The sequence below is a fragment of the Shinella sp. H4-D48 genome, assembly GCF_022637395.1.
Taxonomy (GTDB): domain Bacteria; phylum Pseudomonadota; class Alphaproteobacteria; order Rhizobiales; family Rhizobiaceae; genus Shinella; species Shinella sedimenti.
The window spans coordinates 2,668,689-2,683,995 of the sequence record NZ_CP093337.1; the positions used below are offsets into that span (position 1 = coordinate 2,668,689).

The 15,307-nt window shown below is 65.3% G+C and carries 13 protein-coding genes; 3 read left to right on the forward strand and 10 right to left on the reverse strand.

What is annotated here, in order from left to right:
* Positions 1-102 precede the first annotated feature (102 nt).
* Positions 103-1,845 (reverse strand): response regulator, encoded by a 1,743-nt coding sequence (locus MNR02_RS13200; RefSeq protein ID WP_241947113.1) that lies wholly within the window; start codon positions 1,843-1,845, stop codon positions 103-105.
* Positions 1,846-2,112: 267 nt separating this feature from the next.
* Here MNR02_RS13200 and mutL point away from each other — a divergent pair, with 267 nt between their 5' ends.
* Both mutL and MNR02_RS13210 read left to right on the forward strand, forming a co-directional pair.
* The gene (gene mutL / locus MNR02_RS13205) at positions 2,113-3,909 is read left to right on the forward strand and encodes a DNA mismatch repair endonuclease MutL (protein WP_241947114.1); all 1,797 of its coding nucleotides are present in this window, start codon (positions 2,113-2,115) and stop codon (positions 3,907-3,909) included.
* 125 nt (positions 3,910-4,034) lie between these two features.
* Positions 4,035-4,271, forward strand: coding sequence for a DUF2093 domain-containing protein (locus tag MNR02_RS13210; protein ID WP_241947115.1), 237 nt, complete (start codon positions 4,035-4,037; stop codon positions 4,269-4,271).
* On the opposite strand, the gene lpxK is transcribed toward MNR02_RS13210, so the two are convergent.
* The 6 genes from lpxK to MNR02_RS13240 all read right to left on the reverse strand — a co-directional run bounded on the left by lpxK (position 4,268) and on the right by MNR02_RS13240 (position 10,043).
* Positions 4,268-5,314, reverse strand: coding sequence for a tetraacyldisaccharide 4'-kinase (gene lpxK, locus MNR02_RS13215; protein ID WP_241947116.1), 1,047 nt, complete (start codon positions 5,312-5,314; stop codon positions 4,268-4,270). The two genes, MNR02_RS13210 and lpxK, sit on opposite strands and share 4 nt — an antisense overlap.
* Before the next feature lie 111 nt (positions 5,315-5,425).
* Complete coding sequence (locus MNR02_RS13220) at positions 5,426-6,157, reverse strand: HAD family hydrolase (protein ID WP_241604853.1); 732 nt, start codon at positions 6,155-6,157, stop codon at positions 5,426-5,428.
* 11 nt (positions 6,158-6,168) lie between these two features.
* Positions 6,169-7,485, reverse strand: a complete 1,317-nt coding sequence (gene waaA / locus MNR02_RS13225) for a lipid IV(A) 3-deoxy-D-manno-octulosonic acid transferase (RefSeq protein ID WP_241947117.1) — start codon at positions 7,483-7,485, stop codon at positions 6,169-6,171.
* A 107-nt stretch (positions 7,486-7,592) separates the two neighbouring features.
* On the reverse strand, positions 7,593-7,829 hold the full coding sequence (locus tag MNR02_RS13230) for a DUF4170 domain-containing protein (RefSeq protein WP_241604855.1): 237 nt from the start codon (positions 7,827-7,829) through the stop codon (positions 7,593-7,595).
* Between the two features lie 59 nt (positions 7,830-7,888).
* Complete coding sequence (locus MNR02_RS13235) at positions 7,889-8,692, reverse strand: 3'(2'),5'-bisphosphate nucleotidase CysQ (RefSeq protein WP_241947118.1); 804 nt, start codon at positions 8,690-8,692, stop codon at positions 7,889-7,891.
* A 4-nt stretch (positions 8,693-8,696) separates the two neighbouring features.
* A complete protein-coding gene (locus tag MNR02_RS13240; RefSeq protein ID WP_241947119.1) occupies positions 8,697-10,043 on the reverse strand; it encodes a TldD/PmbA family protein in 1,347 nt (448 codons plus the stop codon).
* A gap of 108 nt (positions 10,044-10,151) precedes the next feature.
* Here MNR02_RS13240 and MNR02_RS13245 point away from each other — a divergent pair, with 108 nt between their 5' ends.
* Positions 10,152-11,936 (forward strand): monovalent cation:proton antiporter-2 (CPA2) family protein, encoded by a 1,785-nt coding sequence (locus tag MNR02_RS13245; protein WP_241947120.1) that lies wholly within the window; start codon positions 10,152-10,154, stop codon positions 11,934-11,936.
* Positions 11,937-11,956: 20 nt separating this feature from the next.
* Here MNR02_RS13245 and MNR02_RS13250 read toward each other — a convergent pair whose 3' ends face one another.
* The 3 genes from MNR02_RS13250 to MNR02_RS13260 are packed head-to-tail and all read right to left on the reverse strand — an operon-like array spanning position 11,957 to position 15,286.
* Positions 11,957-12,826, reverse strand: a complete 870-nt coding sequence (locus MNR02_RS13250) for a patatin-like phospholipase family protein (protein ID WP_241947121.1) — start codon at positions 12,824-12,826, stop codon at positions 11,957-11,959.
* 27 nt (positions 12,827-12,853) lie between these two features.
* A complete protein-coding gene (gene rsmD, locus MNR02_RS13255; protein ID WP_241947122.1) occupies positions 12,854-13,414 on the reverse strand; it encodes a 16S rRNA (guanine(966)-N(2))-methyltransferase RsmD in 561 nt (186 codons plus the stop codon).
* Positions 13,415-13,420: 6 nt separating this feature from the next.
* Complete coding sequence (locus MNR02_RS13260; RefSeq protein WP_241947123.1) at positions 13,421-15,286, reverse strand: pseudouridine synthase; 1,866 nt, start codon at positions 15,284-15,286, stop codon at positions 13,421-13,423.
* Positions 15,287-15,307 lie beyond the last annotated feature (21 nt).

Below are 15,307 nucleotides of genomic sequence, written 5' to 3' on the forward strand. Positions count from 1 at the left end.
CTTCACGATGCGGCATGAGCGTTAACAAATGCATAGCACGCGATCGTCAGTCCTGCCCTCCAGCCTCCCTAAATATGGGGGGTTGACCCGTCCTTTCCTGATCTATGCGACGGATTTTTCCGAGATCCGGCTGACATAGCGCCGATAGATGGCCTCGATCATGTCGGGGCTTACCGGTTTGGTGATGTAATCGTCCATGCCGGCATCCATGCATTTCTGCATGTCGACGTTCAGCGCCTGGGCGGTAACCGCAACGATGGGCGTGCGGGCGCCTGTCAGCTTTTCCGCCTCACGGATCTCCTTTGCCGCATCAATTCCGTTCATCAGCGGCATGGAAATATCCATCAGCACGAGGCGTGGCTGGTGCTTGCGCCATAGCATGACCGCTTCCTCGCCGTTCTCGGCGATGCGGTGCGAGACACCCATGCCCTCGAGGATCTGTGAAAAGACGAACTGGTTGATCTGGTTGTCTTCCGCCACCAGCACCTCGACGTCACCGACCGCGCCCGGCAGCATCGTCGTGATGTCGGTCGCGATATACCAGTCGTCGGCGAATGTTGACGGCGTGACGACGATCTCGCCGAGCGGGGAGGCATCCTCCGACAAAAGCTCGTGGCTATCAACAAGGGTCCGCATGAAATCGGGGCCGATATCGTCGGGTGTAATGAGGCGCGTTTCAATGCCGTAGTCATTGTCGGCGATGGCCTCGCGCGCCGGCAGGTTCCTGTCGATGACGATATAGTCGAGGCTCAATCCGCCGGCAGCGGCCGCGGCGAGGAAGGCGTGATGTTCCGGTACGCTGTGGACGGCACAGCATTCCGCGCCGCGCGCCTTGAGCGCTGCGACGAGAATATCCTCGATATGCGGATTGGCCGTCACGACAAGCACGCGCTTTCCGGCAATCGTCCGCAACTCATCGGCATCCAGTTGGTCGAGCAACAGACGGTGTTCCGCCTCGCGAACGGGATCGAAGCAGTTCTGCGCCTCGATGAAGCCGCCGGTCACCCGCAGGACCGCGTCAGTCGAAGCGGGATCGGCAACCCGGTTCTGTGCATAGGCGGTGACGTCCTGCATGACGGTGATGACGACCTGATGCTCGGGAGCCCCGATGCGGTACTTGTGTGTGATGGTGTAGAGATCGGAACCGTCGGCGCGAATGATGTGCTCGGCAAGGCTGGTCGGTTCGCCGGTCTCCAAGACCGTGCGATCACCCTGCTCGATCCGTTCGGCGGTTTCCGGATCGGCAAAGGCCCAGGACGAGCGCCCGACGATGGTTTCGGCGCTCGCCCCATAGATCGCGCAGAATGCCTTGTTCGCCGCGATATAGGTCAGGTTGCGATCCTTGATCACGACCGGGAACGGCAAGGTCTCCAGGATATCCTCGGTTAGCGCGATGCGCTCGAGGTCAAGGCGCCATTGCTCTTCCTGCTTCTTCTGCTCTGAGACATCGATGAAGGTGCTGACGCTGTAACCGCTCGGAAGGCGGCGCTTGCGGAAATGGATCCAGCGGTCGCGGCCGACGCGCTCGACGGCGTCGTGCTGTTCGCGCCAGTGGGCGGAAATGCGGGTAGAGATCCATTCCTCGCGGTTGATCGCCTTGTGGCGCTGATCCGGCGTGATGCCATAACGCATGCCGCTGTCGAAGATTGCGCCCAGCACATCGCGGAGGCGGGTGCCGGGGATAAGCATTTCGACGGGAATGGGAAAGTAGCGAAGGGCCTGACGGCTGGCGAAAACGAGGCAGTCGTTCTTGTCGTACACGATCACGGCCGCGGCGAGGATATCGCACGCAGCCTCGAACATTCCCAGCCGGATGTGCGCGTCTGACGGCGCTACATCATTCATATTGGCCACCCCTGCCTGTCTGGCATTCCCGCTAACATGCTGATCGGCGCTTCACGCGCTCTTGGACATGGGAATGACAGCGGCCAGCCACGCTGAAATCGTCCGCCGGGCGACCGGCAAGCTTGTGCTCATACAAGCCAAACAGCACGTTCGCAGCATTTTATTAAAGCCTGATTAAATCTCGTGAGCGTGCCTTAAGGACGCGCAAGACGGGATAAGCCGCCAAGACCACTGGCGGGGACCGCGCGAATCCGCGAAAATGGCGCCATGACCATCAGGCAGCTTTCCGAAACCCTCATCAACCAGATTGCAGCCGGCGAGGTGATCGAGCGCCCCGCGAGCGCCGCCAAGGAGCTGATCGAGAACGCGCTGGACGCCGGTGCGACGCGCATCGAGATTGCCACTGCGGGCGGCGGAAAGACGCTGCTGCGCGTTACCGACAATGGCAGCGGCATGGCGCCCGGCGAGCTGGAACTCGCGATCCGGCGCCACTGCACCTCCAAGCTCGACACGGATCTGCTCGATATCCGCACCCTTGGCTTTCGCGGCGAGGCCTTGCCCTCTATCGGCTCGGTCGCGCGCCTTTCACTGCTCAGCCGCACGGCGGAGGCCAGCGAGGGCGCCGAAATCAGCGTAACCGGCGGCAAGGTCGAGCCGGTGCGGCCGGCGGCGGCCAATCGCGGCACCGTGGTGGAGGTGCGTGACCTCTTCTTCGCCACGCCGGCGCGGCTGAAATTCATGAAGAGCGAGAAGGCCGAAGCCTCCGCCATTTCGGATGTCGTGCGGCGCATGGCCATCGCCTTCCCGCATGTGCGCTTCGTGCTATCAGGCTCCGACCGGACGACGCAGGAATTTCCCGCGACCGGGACGGATCGCCTCGCGCGCATAGCGCAGGTGCTCGGCCGGGATTTCCGCGACAATGCCATCGAGATCGACGCGGAGCGGGAGGGCGTGCGGCTGACGGGCTTTGCGGGCGTGCCGACCTTCAACCGCGGCAACAGCCTGCACCAGTTCGCCTTCGTCAACGGCCGTCCCGTGCAGGACAAGCTTCTCTGGTCGGCGCTGCGGGCGGCCTATGCGGAAACCATCCCGCACGGGCGCTACCCGGTCGCGGTGCTTTCCATCGAGATCGACCCGGCCCTGGTGGATGTCAATGTGCACCCGGCGAAATCCGACGTGCGTTTCCGCGATCCGGGGCTGGTGCGCGGGCTTGTCATCGGCGCGATCCGCGAGGCGCTCGGGCGCGAGGGCGACCGGGCGGCCACGACCGGCGCCAGCGGCCTGATGCGCGCCTTCCGGCCGGAAGCGCAACGGCCCGCCACGCCCTGGACGCCTGCTGCCTCGCCTTATCGCCCGTTCGAGCCGGCAGCATCGATGCCGCTGCGCGCGGAGCAGGCCGGCTTTGCCGAATTCGCAACACCGTCTGCGCGCAGCGAGCCGGTCTTTACGGCACAGCAGCCGGTGCCGGACGACGCGCCGCAGCAGCATCCGCTCGGCGCGGCGCGCGCGCAGCTGCACGAGAACTATATTGTCGCGCAGACGCAGGATGGCCTCGTCATCGTGGACCAGCACGCAGCGCATGAACGGCTGGTCTTCGAAGCCATGCGCAATGCGCTGCATTCCCGCGCCGTGCCCGCGCAGGCGCTGCTCATCCCCGAGATCATCGATCTGCCGGAAGACGATTGCGATCGGCTGGTGGCCCATGCCGAAGAGTTCGCGACACTCGGGCTCGGCATCGACCGCTTCGGACCGGGCGCGATTGCAGTGCGCGAAACGCCCGCCATGCTCGGCGAGATGGATGCGGCCGGCCTCATCCGTCAGCTGGCGGACGAACTTGCCGAATGGGACACGGCAAACGGCCTCAAGGCAAAACTCGAATATCTCGCCGCGACCATGGCGTGCCACGGCTCGGTGCGCTCCGGGCGGCGCATGCGGCCCGAAGAGATGAACGCGCTGCTGCGGCAGATGGAGGCGACACCCGGCTCCGGCCAGTGCAATCACGGCCGACCGACCTATATCGAACTGAAGCTGTCGGATATCGAGCGTCTTTTCGGACGCAGCTGAACGGCGAAAGCGCTGGAAATTTGGCCCTTGCCGCGATATGCACCATGAAGCTTTCTTGACGTAATTCCGGATACGGATCGTTTGCCGAAGCGGAATTGCCAGCAGTGATACGGATACTGAAATCGATGATGAACCGTTTTGAAGGCCGCAACGGCAGTCGGGAAGCGAAGATCCGCTACCTGGATGGCGATTTCCAGATCCTGATGCCGGGTTCGCACGTCATCTGCGCGATGACAGGTGAGACGATTCCGGTCGAGGAACTGCGCTACTGGAGTGTCGCGCGACAGGAAGCCTATATTAGCTGCGCAGCCTCGCTCGACGCCGAAAAGCGCGCCGGCAGCCTGCCGACGCAGAAGCGCTAGGGTTTCGCCCCGGCCGGGCGCTGCAGCTTGCGCTGCCGTGCATTGGCGATCGCCGCATCGATGATCGCGTCCGGGCCCTTCGGGTCGTCGAACCGGATTTCCACCTCGATCACCCGGCTCTTTTCCTGCAACTCCTCAGACCGCCCGTGCCCGCCGCCGAGCCGCACGCTGTCCTTGGCCGTGGTGACGAGCCCGCACCCCAGTTCTGCGGCCTGCTCAAGGAGCTCGGCAACCTCGTCCTCGGCGAGGAAATGATGATCGGGGAAGGAGCGCGTCATCTGGAGCTGCGCGCCGGTCTCGCGCACGGTCCGGAAGAACTTTTCGTTGTCGGCAATACCGGACCACGCCATGACAGCCTGCCCTGCGAGATCGCCGGCGCCGACGGTTACCAGCGTCGCGGGATGGATCGCCTTTCCGGCGCGGGCGGCCTGGCGGATCAGTCGGTCGGCTGCCGTACCATCGCCGATCGCGAGCAGGGCGCTGGCCTGCCGCATCTGCTCGTCAAGCGGCGCGCGTACCGGCCCCCCTGGCACGAGATGGCCGTTTCCGATCCCACGACGGGTATCGATGACGACGAGCGCGTAATCGAAAGTCAGCCGCGCGCTCTGGAAACCGTCGTCCATGATGATGAGATCGGCGCCCTCGTCCACCAGCTTCAACGCACCCTTGATGCGCTTTCGGGAAATGACCGTCAGCGCCTCGCGGGCGAGCAGCAGCGGCTCGTCGCCAACGGCACGGGCACGGTGGTGGTGAGGATCGACGACAGTGGTGACATCGAGCGAACCGCCATAGCCGCGTGACAGAAAGCCGGGCTTCAGGCCCCGCGCCTTGGCGGCACGGGCAATGGCGATGGCCGTCGGCGTCTTGCCGGCGCCGCCCACCGTGAAATTGCCGACGCAGATGACGGGAACGGGCACTTGCGCCCGGCGACCGCTGCGCATGCGCCGTCCCGCGATCAGCCCGTAAAGGCGCGAGATGGGCCAGAGCGCCCGGGCTCGCCAGTCGGGCTTCGTCCACCAGAACGGCGGCGCTTCACTTACCATTTCATCCCCCGCAGGCACCCCTGCCCGTTCGTCGGCACAAGAAACGCGAGAACGGTGTGAAAATCAACCATCGGGCCTGTGACCGGGGCCGCGAAGCGCGGAGGATAGCGCTCAAGCCACCGGACGCGCGGCGGCGCCGGAAAACAGTGGCACCAGTTCGGTGATGTCGTTGAGGCAATAGTCTGATGCCTCCGACAGCGATTGCCGCGAGCCCGTTCCAGTGAGCACCGCGACAGTAATACCGGCACCGGCGCTGCGCCCCATATGGAGATCGTGGTTGTTGTCACCGACCACGGCGACCTGATGCGGTTCGAGCCCCGTGGCGGCGCAGAAGCCCAGCACCATGCCCGGTTCCGGCTTGACGCCGAAGCCGCTGTCATAGCCTGCGACATAGTGCAGGTAGCCGTCGAAACCGAAGCGCTTAGCCGTCGCGCGGATGGAGGCCTCATTGTCGGAAGAGGCGACACCCAGCCGGTAGCCGCGCGCATGCATGGTGGCGAAGAAGGCCGCAAGGTCGGTGACGGCGACGGCCAGCTGCGCCGAATTGGCGAAAAGCCCGTCGAAATGGGTGGTGAGCGTTTCCACCGTGAACGGCGCGCCCGCCGCGACAAAGCCCTCGGCGATTTCCACTGTGTTGCCGGCCGCCAGCAGGCTGTCGGGGGTGACATGGCCTGTGTCCGGATCCATGCCGCCCGCGACGAGCAGCTTGCGGGCAAGGTCTTCGTCGCCCTTGGCGGCGATGCGGCCAAGCTCGTAGTTCACGGGAACCCAGCTCTTGGCATAGTCGAGCAGCGTGCCGTCCTTGTCGAAGAGGATACCGGAGATCGCTTCGGCCTTCGTCATGTCGCGTCCTTTCAGGAGGACTGGCGCGGGTGGAGCCGCGCCTTCACGGTGAGGGGATTGATGTAGGGTTCCAGCCCCTTGACGGTGGCGCGCAGCGCGCCTCGCATTTCCTGCACCGTCTCCTGGCCCGCATCGATCATCTGCCGGCGCATTTCCTCATTGTTGAGGAGATAATGCACGCCCTTGGCGAGCATCTCGACATCGCGCACCATTTTGGCGCTGCCGTTGCGGGCGAGCTGCTGATAGGTCTCGCGGAAATTCTGCACATTGCCGCCCGAAAGGATCGCGCAGCCGAGCATGGCCGGCTCCAGCGGGTTCTGCCCGCCTTCCGCAAAGAGCGAACGCCCGACAAAGGCCACCTCGGTCATGCGCAGGTAGAGCCCCATCTCGCCAATCGTGTCGCCGAGGAAGATATCCGTCTCCGGCGTCAGCGACTCGCCGGAAGTGCGCCTGACGACCTTGAGGCCGCGCGACATCAGCATATCCGCGACGGCATCGCTGCGCTCGGGATGGCGCGGCACGATAATGGTGAGCAGGCCGGGCGTGCGCTCCTTCAGGGCGCGGTGCACGTTGCCGGCGGCGGCTTCCTCGCCCTCGAAAGTCGAGATCGCCGCCCAGGTCCGGCGACCTTCGATCTGGCCGAGATAGGTCGCGAGCGCATCGGCATCGGCCGGCGGCGCATCGGTATCGACCTTGAGATTGCCGGATACCGTTACAGGCAGCGCGCCGAGCGCGCTGAACCGCTCCGCATCGACATCCGACTGGGCGATGACCAGCGCGAAATTTTCGAACAGCGCCTCGGCGAAGGCCTGGCGACGCTGCCAGCGCGGGAAGGAACGATCCGAGATACGGCCGTTCACTAGCACCTGAGGGATATGGCGCTGACTCAATTCCAGAATGGTCATCGGCCAGATCTCCGACTCCGCCATGATGGCGAGATCGGGGTGCCAATATTCGAGGAAGCGGCTGACCGCAGGCTTCAGGTCGAGCGGTACATATTGGTGAATGACATCGGAACCGAGCCGGTCCTGAACGACCTTCGCGGACGTGACGGTGCCCGTCGTCAGCACCACGGCGATGCCGCGGCGGCGCACTTCCTTGATGAGCGGAATGATGGAGGCGGTCTCGCCGACGCTCGCAGCATGGAACCAGACCAACGGGCCGGCAGGACGCGGCACGCCGGCTACGCCATAGCGCTCGCGGCGACGCGCGCGCTCTTCCTTGCCCTTGGCGGCGCGCACGGCAAGATAGGGACCTATCACCGGGTAGAGCGCGACACCTCCCCAGCGGTAAATCGAAAGCGTGAGACGGGCGAGCCGGCTGCTCATCGGCAAGGCACCTTCGTTCGGGCTTTCGGGCTGTGGAGGGTCATGAAGGGTCCGGTCTTTCTGTCCGGCGCGGTCAGGCCGCGCGGGACTGGGGCGGTGACGACGGCTCAGCCGTTGCGCGGGTCCAGAAGACGGTGCATGTGCACGATGAAGTAGCGCATATGCGCATTGTCCACGGTCTGCTGGGCCTTGGATTTCCAGGCTACGAGCGCGCTCGCATAATCTGGGTAGATCCCGACAATATCGAGGCTATTGAGGTCGCGGAACTGAAGGTCGTCGAGGGTCTTCAGTTCGCCGCCAAAAACGAGATGAAGGAGCTGTTTGGGTTCGTTCGTATCGGTCATGTCTTCTCTCTTTATTATGCCGAATTCGGCTCACGGTTTGCGGTATTCCGCATAAAAGGTCAATGGTCGGAGAGGTCGCGTGCGGCCTCCACAAGTGCGGGAAGCCGGGACAACCCGGCCGCGCACAGCGTCTCGTGGCTGACAGCCGTGCGGTTGTAGACGAGAGGCTCACCGTCCAGCGACACGAGCGCCCCGCCGGCCTGCGCAAGGATGATATCGGCGGCGGCCAGATCCCAGTCGTGCGAATTGCGCTTCACGAGCGTCGCATCGATCCGCCCGTCCGCCACCATGGCAAGACGATAGGCAAGCGACGGTACATGGGCGATGCGGCTCATGTCCCCGATCCGCCGGCGATCGATGTCGCGCACCATGTCCTCGGGGGCGGCGACGCGCATCGCACGCGTGTCGTCCGGCCCGGTCACGGCAATGGGCGCGCTATTCTTCAGCACAGGTCCGCTGGCCGATGCCGTGAACATTTCGTCGAGCGCGGGCGCGAAGAGAACACCCGCCACCGGGTGTCCGCCATGCACGACGGCGGCGCTGACGCACCAGATATCCTTGCCGGCGATGAAGGCGCGCGTGCCATCGATGGGGTCGATGACGAAGACGGTCTCGCAGCCGAGCCGAGCCGCGTCGTCGTCGGTCTCCTCCGACAGCCAGCCGTAATTGGGCCGGGCACCAAGCAGTTCCGTCTTGAGGATATCGTTTGCCGCGAAATCGGCAGCACTCACCGGCGAGCGGCCGCCGTTCTTCCACCAGACTTCCGGGCCCTTGCGGAAGAATTCCAGCGCCCTGGCGCCGGCCAGCCGCGCGGCCCCCACGAGGAGGTCGAGATCGGCGGCCCAATCTCCGGCGGGGTGCATCGGGTCACGTTCCCGCAAGCGTCATGCCCTCTATGGCAAGCGTCGGCGCGGCCACTCCGAACGAACGGTCGATGTCGTTTGCCGGCGTGATGCGCATGAACATGTCGACCAGATTGGAGGCGATCGTCACCTCGGAGACGGCAAAGGTCAGTTCGCCGTTTTCGATCCAGTAGCCGGAGGCGCCGCGGCTGTATTCGCCCGTCACCATGTTGACGCCCTGGCCGATCAGCTCCGTGACATAGAAACCGTTGCCGACCGAGCGGATCAGTTCCTCCGGGGATATATCTCCCGGCTCCAGAGCAAGGTTCGTGGAAGCCGGACTGACGGAGGTGCCGCCGCGCACGCCACGGCCGTTCGTCTTCAGGCTAAGTTCGTTCGCCGTGGAGGTCGAGAGGAACCAGTGTTGCAGCACGCCATCCTCGATCATCGCAAGACGCTTGCCCGTGACGCCCTCGCCATCGAACGGACGCGATGAGGAGCCCCGCACGATGAGCGGGTCGTCCGTGACGGAAAGCCCAGCCTTCAGGACCTGCTTGCCCATGCGGTCGCGCAGGAAGCTGGTCTTGCGGGCGACGGAGGCGCCGTTGATCGCACCAGCAATGTGGCCGGCAATGCCGCGCGCCACGCGCGGATCGTATATCACCGTCACGTTCTTTGCTGTCGGCACCTGGCGCGGGTTCAGCCGGCGCACCGCACGGGCGGCAGCCTCGCGGCCGATATCCTCGGCATCACGCAGTTCCGCAAAATACAGGGAAGAGTCGAAATCGTAGTCGCGCTCCATCTTCGTGCCTTCGCCCGCGATGACGCTGACGGAACGGCCGAAGCGGCTGGCGCTGTAAGCGCCGGAAAAGCCGTGCGAGGTGGCAAGCACAAGGCCGCCCATGCCGGCGGATGCGCCGGCCCCGCCGGAATTGGTGATGCCGGATACGGAAAGCGCTGCGGCCTCGGCGGCAAGGGCCGCTTCGGTGAGCTGGTCGGCGGAGACCTCGGTCGGGTCGAAAAGTTCGAGGTCGGGCCACGCCTTGGCAAGGTCGTCTTCGACGGCGAGCGACGCGAAGGGATCTTCCGGCGAGGCCTTGGCCATGGCCACGGCGCGCTCCGCGAGCACCTTCAGGTCGAAGCCCGGGTTGGCCGAGACGCTGGCGACGCGTTTTCCAACGAAGACGCGCAAGGAGAAATCGTCGCTTTCGGAGGCCTCGGTACCCTCGACCTTGCCGAGGCGCACGCTCACCGAGGAGGACCGGCCACGGACGACGACGGCATCGGCCGCATCCGCCCCCGCTTGAATGGCGCGGTCGATAAGTTCACCGGCGCGCCCGAGAAGGCTTGCGGAATCGATTGTCTGTGACATGACTTGGCCTTTCTTTGATGCCCCATTTATTGTGCGCCGACACAGGCATCAAGGGAGGTCGTTCCTTTTTTGCCGTGCAGCCGCCATCCCGCAGAGAAAGCCTTCCGCATGCAATATACGCACAGCTCGTACAACGAGGTCCTGATGATGCTCGGCGGGGCGCTTCTCGCCGCGCCGATCTTCAAGCGACTTGGGCTTGGCACCATTCTCGGCTATCTCGCGGCGGGTGTGGTGATCGGCCCCATCCTGCACCAGATACGCGATGGCGAGGAGCTGCTGGGTGTCGCCGAACTCGGCGTCGTGTTCCTGCTCTTCCTGATCGGGCTGGAGCTGAAGCCCTCGCGCCTGTGGTCGATGCGCCATGATATTTTCGGGCTTGGCATCGCGCAGGTGGTGGTGACGGGGCTCGTCCTGGCGGGGTTTGTGCTGCTCTTCGGGCTGGAGGAGTGGGACGGCGCGCTGATCATCGGTTTCGGGCTTGCGCTGTCCTCCACCGCCTTCGCCATGCAGATCCTCGATGAGCGGGGAGACACGAACACGCGCTACGGCCAGCGCGCCTTTTCGCTGCTTCTATTGCAGGACCTTGCCATCGTGCCGCTGCTGGCGCTGATACCGCTGCTGGCCGAACAGGCGCCGGAGGACACGACAAGCGCCTTCCACGATTTCATGGTCGCGGTCGGAGCGATCGCCGCCCTGCTGGTCGCCGGCCGCTACCTGCTCAACCCGCTGTTCCAGATCATCGCGCGCACCGGCGCGCGCGAGGCCATGATCGCGGCGGCGCTGTTCGTGGTTCTGGCCGCCGCCATGCTGTTGCAGATGGCCGGGCTTTCCATGGCCATGGGTGCCTTCCTGGCCGGCGTGCTGCTTGCCGATTCCTCCTATCGCCACGAGTTGCAGGCGGATGTGGAACCCTTCCGCGGAATTCTGCTCGGCCTCTTCTTCATGGCGGTCGGCCTGTCGCTGCATCTCGACGTGATCTTCTCCAGCTGGCTGACGATCCTGATCGCGACACCTGCCGTCATGCTGGTGAAGGGCCTCGTCATCTATGGCCTCTGCCGCTTTACCGGTTCCTCGCACAATGATGCGGTGCGCATCGCGCTCGTGCTGCCGCAGGGCGGTGAATTCGGCTTCGTGCTTTTCACGGCGTCAGCTGCGGCCGGCATCTTCTCCGGCGGGCTCGCCTCACTACTGATTGCCGTCGTAACCATGTCGATGGCATTGACGCCGATTGCCGCCGCGCTCTCCCGCTTCCTGCTGGTAGAGGATCCGGAAGAGGAGATGGAGGAGGATTTCGAAGGCGCCGGCGCCGACGTGCTGATGATCGGCTTTTCGCGCTTCGGCCAGATCGCCGCCCAGATCCTGCTGGCCGGCGGCCGCGAGGTGACAGTCATCGACCATTCGACGGACCGCGTGCGACAGGCCGCGAATTTCGGCTTCCGCATCTATTTCGGCGACGGCACGCGAAAGGATGTGCTGCGCGCCGCCGGCATCGAACGGGCGAAGATCGTCGCCGTTTGCACGCATGGCAAGACCACCACGGATCGCATTGTCGATCTCGTGCAGTCGGAATACCCGAACGCCACCGTCTTCGTGCGCTCCTATGATCGCGTGCACACGCTTTCGCTGCGTGCCCGCGGCGTGCAGCACGACGTGCGCGAAACATTCGAATCCGCGCTTGTCTTCGGCCGCGAGACACTTGAAGAGCTCGGCGTCGAGCCCGATGACGCGGTGGCCATCAGCGACGATATCCGCCGCCGCGACGTGGCGCGGCTGGAACTTCAGGCGGTGGAAGGACTGGCCGCGGGGCGGCACATGCTGCATTCCGCACCAGTGAAGCCGGAACCGCTCGTGCGGCCGAAGAACCAGATGGCCGATGCGGACGAGGACGTCTGAGCGCTGTCGACTCGGCGGCTTCAGTGCGTACGGGAGAGTTTTTTGTCAAGCGCGCGTCTGAGGACGTCGCGGATACCCTCCGATGCTTTCAGCACCTCAGCTGCCTTGGCGAAATCCAGCACCCGGAAGCGGCCTACCTCCGGCTGAAGGAAGATATCGGGCGCGCCCTTTTCGAGCTTCAGCGTAACGATGGACCGCATGGTCAGCTGCGTGGCGCCGTAGAGGCTGTCAACGCTGTTCGGCAGTTCGGCCGTGCCGGCCGGCGGCTGCCCGATCACATCGACGCCGATGGTGATATCGGCCCGGCCCGCGAGATGATCGAACGGGATCGGGTTGCACAGGCCGCCGTCCATCATCACCCGGCCGTCGATGACGACGGGGAGGAAGACGGCGGGCAAGGCGGCCGATGCGGAAAGTGCCGGGAAAAGCGGGCCGCTCTCGCAGACGCATTCGCGCTGGGCGTAGTAATCCGACACGACGATCTTCATCGCAATATCAAGTTCTTCGAAGGTTTCCGGCACACGGTCCGGCAGAAAGGCCTTCAGCATGCGCTCCAGATTGAACTGCCCGAGCCGGAAGCCGCCGGAGACCATTTCGGAGAAACCCGCAGGCCGCAGGCTCCACAGGCGGTTCATGATCTGGCCCGGACGTCCGATGGTGGCCAGCGTATGCTCGCGGATTTCGCGACCCGTCATGCCGGAGGCCATGGCCGCTCCGATGATCGCGCCGATCGACGCGCCCGAGATCAGCACCGGACGGATGCCGAACTCGTCGAGCACTTCGATGACGTGGATATGGGCAAGTCCGCGCGCGCCGCCGCCGCCAAGCGCGATGGCGACGGTCGGGCCGGCGGGGCGTGGCGCGATCGAGGAAACGAGGGAATCGGTCATCGCTCAGGTCTCCGCGGCCGTCACCGTTCAGCCAGGCCGGTAACGATAGAAGTGCATGCGCGTTTCGCCGAACGTTCTGACTTCGAGAAGCTCGAAACCATCGACGGCGGCGGGTTGAATATCGGCGCGCTCCTCAAGGATCGCAAGGGCGCCGTCGACGAGCCAGCCGCCGCGTGCGGCGGCATCGAGCGCACGCTCGCCAAGACCCTTCGCATAGGGCGGATCGGCGAAGAGGAAATCGAACGGCTCCATCGTGCCGACGCCGCCGAGCGAGGTGGCGTCGCGTCGGAAGATCTTGGCGCGGCCGATCACGCCGAGCGATTCCGTGTTGGCGTGCAGCAGTCCCCTGCCCTCCACGCCCTGCTCGACGAAGAGCACGGCGCGCGCGCCGCGAGACAGCGCCTCAAAGCCGACGGCGCCGGTGCCCGCGAAGAGATCGAGCACGCGCGTTCCGTCAAGCGCCTCGGGATACGCGTGTGAGAGGATGTTGAACAGGCTTTCGCGCGTGCGGTCCGAAGTCGGACGGATATCGTCCGACTTCGGCGTTGCAAGCGAACGACCGCGAAATTCTCCGCCGACGATCCGCACGGCGGCTTACTTGCCCTTGCCGCGCGGCCGACCGCCGCCTGCGGGGCGTCCACCACCGGGTTTGCCGCCGCTCGGCTTTCCGCCAAACGACTTGCCGCCGGGCTTGCCGCCGAAGGGCTTGCCGCCGTCGCGACGCGGCGGACGATCGGAGAACGAGCGTTCACCCTCTGCGCGCGGCTTGCGGTCGCTAAAGGAACGTTCACCCCGGGCCGGACGGTCGCCGAAGGAGCGCTCGCCCTGAGAACGCGGCTTGCGATCACCAAAATCGCGGGGGGCACGATCGTCGCCTGCGCCGGAGCGTGTGCGTCCGAAGCCGCCACGGCCGCCATCGTCACGACCACCGGCCTCCGGCTCGGAGGCGCGGATCCATTCGCCATCCTCGTCGCGCGTCTTCAGGATGCGGGGCTTTTCCACGCGGTCATCACCGGGACGGCCGCGGGCCGGACCCCTGCTGTCGGAACCCTTGCGATCGGGGTCAAACTTCTTGGACGAACGGGTCGGCGCGCCCTCGGCCGTACGGCCGTAGCGCTTGGACTTGGGCGCCCCTTCGGGACGAGCGCGCGGTTCACGCTTCACGCCTTCGGCGGCGTCAGCCGTCTTCTCGGCAACGGGACGGGCGCCGGGCGCCATCCAGACGTTGGACTTGCGGCCACGGTTTGCGGGTTCGCGCTTCGGCTTGCTTTCGAAACGATCGCCATCGCGATCCCGATCGCGCGGGCCACCGCGCGGCTTGTCACTGAAACGGTCGTCGCGCTTGGTATCCAGCCGGGCGCGGGCCTGCTCACGACGGTCACCATCACGGCGGCCGGCGGGCTTCTCACGGCGCTCCGCCGGACGCTCGCTCCAGGCGGACGCCTCCTCGCGGGGCTTCACCGGCTTTTCGTCGGCATCCTCCGCCTTGTGATCGAAGAGCGGCGCATCGAAGTTTGCTCCGGATTCCTCGATCAGGCGCGGGCCGAGCTGGTCGCGCAGCGTGCGGCCACGGATCTCCTGAGCATGACCTTCCGGCAGCTCGCCGAGCTGGAACGGCCCGTAGGAAATGCGGATCAGCCGGTTGACGTCGAGGCCGAGCGCGCCGAGCACGTTCTTGACTTCGCGGTTCTTGCCTTCGCGCAGGCCGAGCGTCAGCCAGACATTGGAGCCCTGTGCCTTGTCGAGCGTCGCATCGATCGAGCCGTAAAGCACGCCATCGACGGCAATGCCTTCCTTCAGCTTGTCGAGGTCGGCCTGTTCGATCTTGCCGTGGGCGCGCACGCGGTAGCGGCGCAGCCAGCCGGTCGTCGGCAGTTCGAGCATGCGGGCGAGACCACCGTCATTGGTGAGCAGCAGCAGGCCTTCGGTGTTGATGTCGAGGCGGCCGATGGACATGACGCGCGGAAGCTCTTCCGGCAGATTGTCGAAGACGGTCGGGCGCCCTTCCGGGTCGGCATTGGTCGTCACGAGGCCGGCAGGCTTGTGGTAGAGCCACAGGCGCGTGCGCTCGATGCCGCGCACCGGCACGCCATCCACCTCGATGCGGTCGGCGAAGCTGGCATTAAGGACCGGGGTCTCCAGCACCTTGCCGTTCACGCTGACGCGGCCTTCCATGATCATGCGCTCGATATCGCGGCGGGAAGCCACGCCTGCACGGGCGAGCAGCTTGGAAATGCGTTCGGGCGCGAGTTCGGCACCGGCCGGCGCGGCGGGTGCCGGCTTGGCGGCACGGGAAGGCTTGCCGTCGCGCGGGGCCGACTTGCCGTCAAAAGGCTTCTTGCCTGCCGGCTTGCTGCCGAAGGATTTCTTGCCCGCGGCCGCCGATGCAGCGCCACGCGGCTTGGTATCGCGGCCCGCGGGCTTCGCGCCCGGCCGTTTTGGCTTGTCTTTGAATGTCATTTGTGTTGCCTGCGTTTTCGC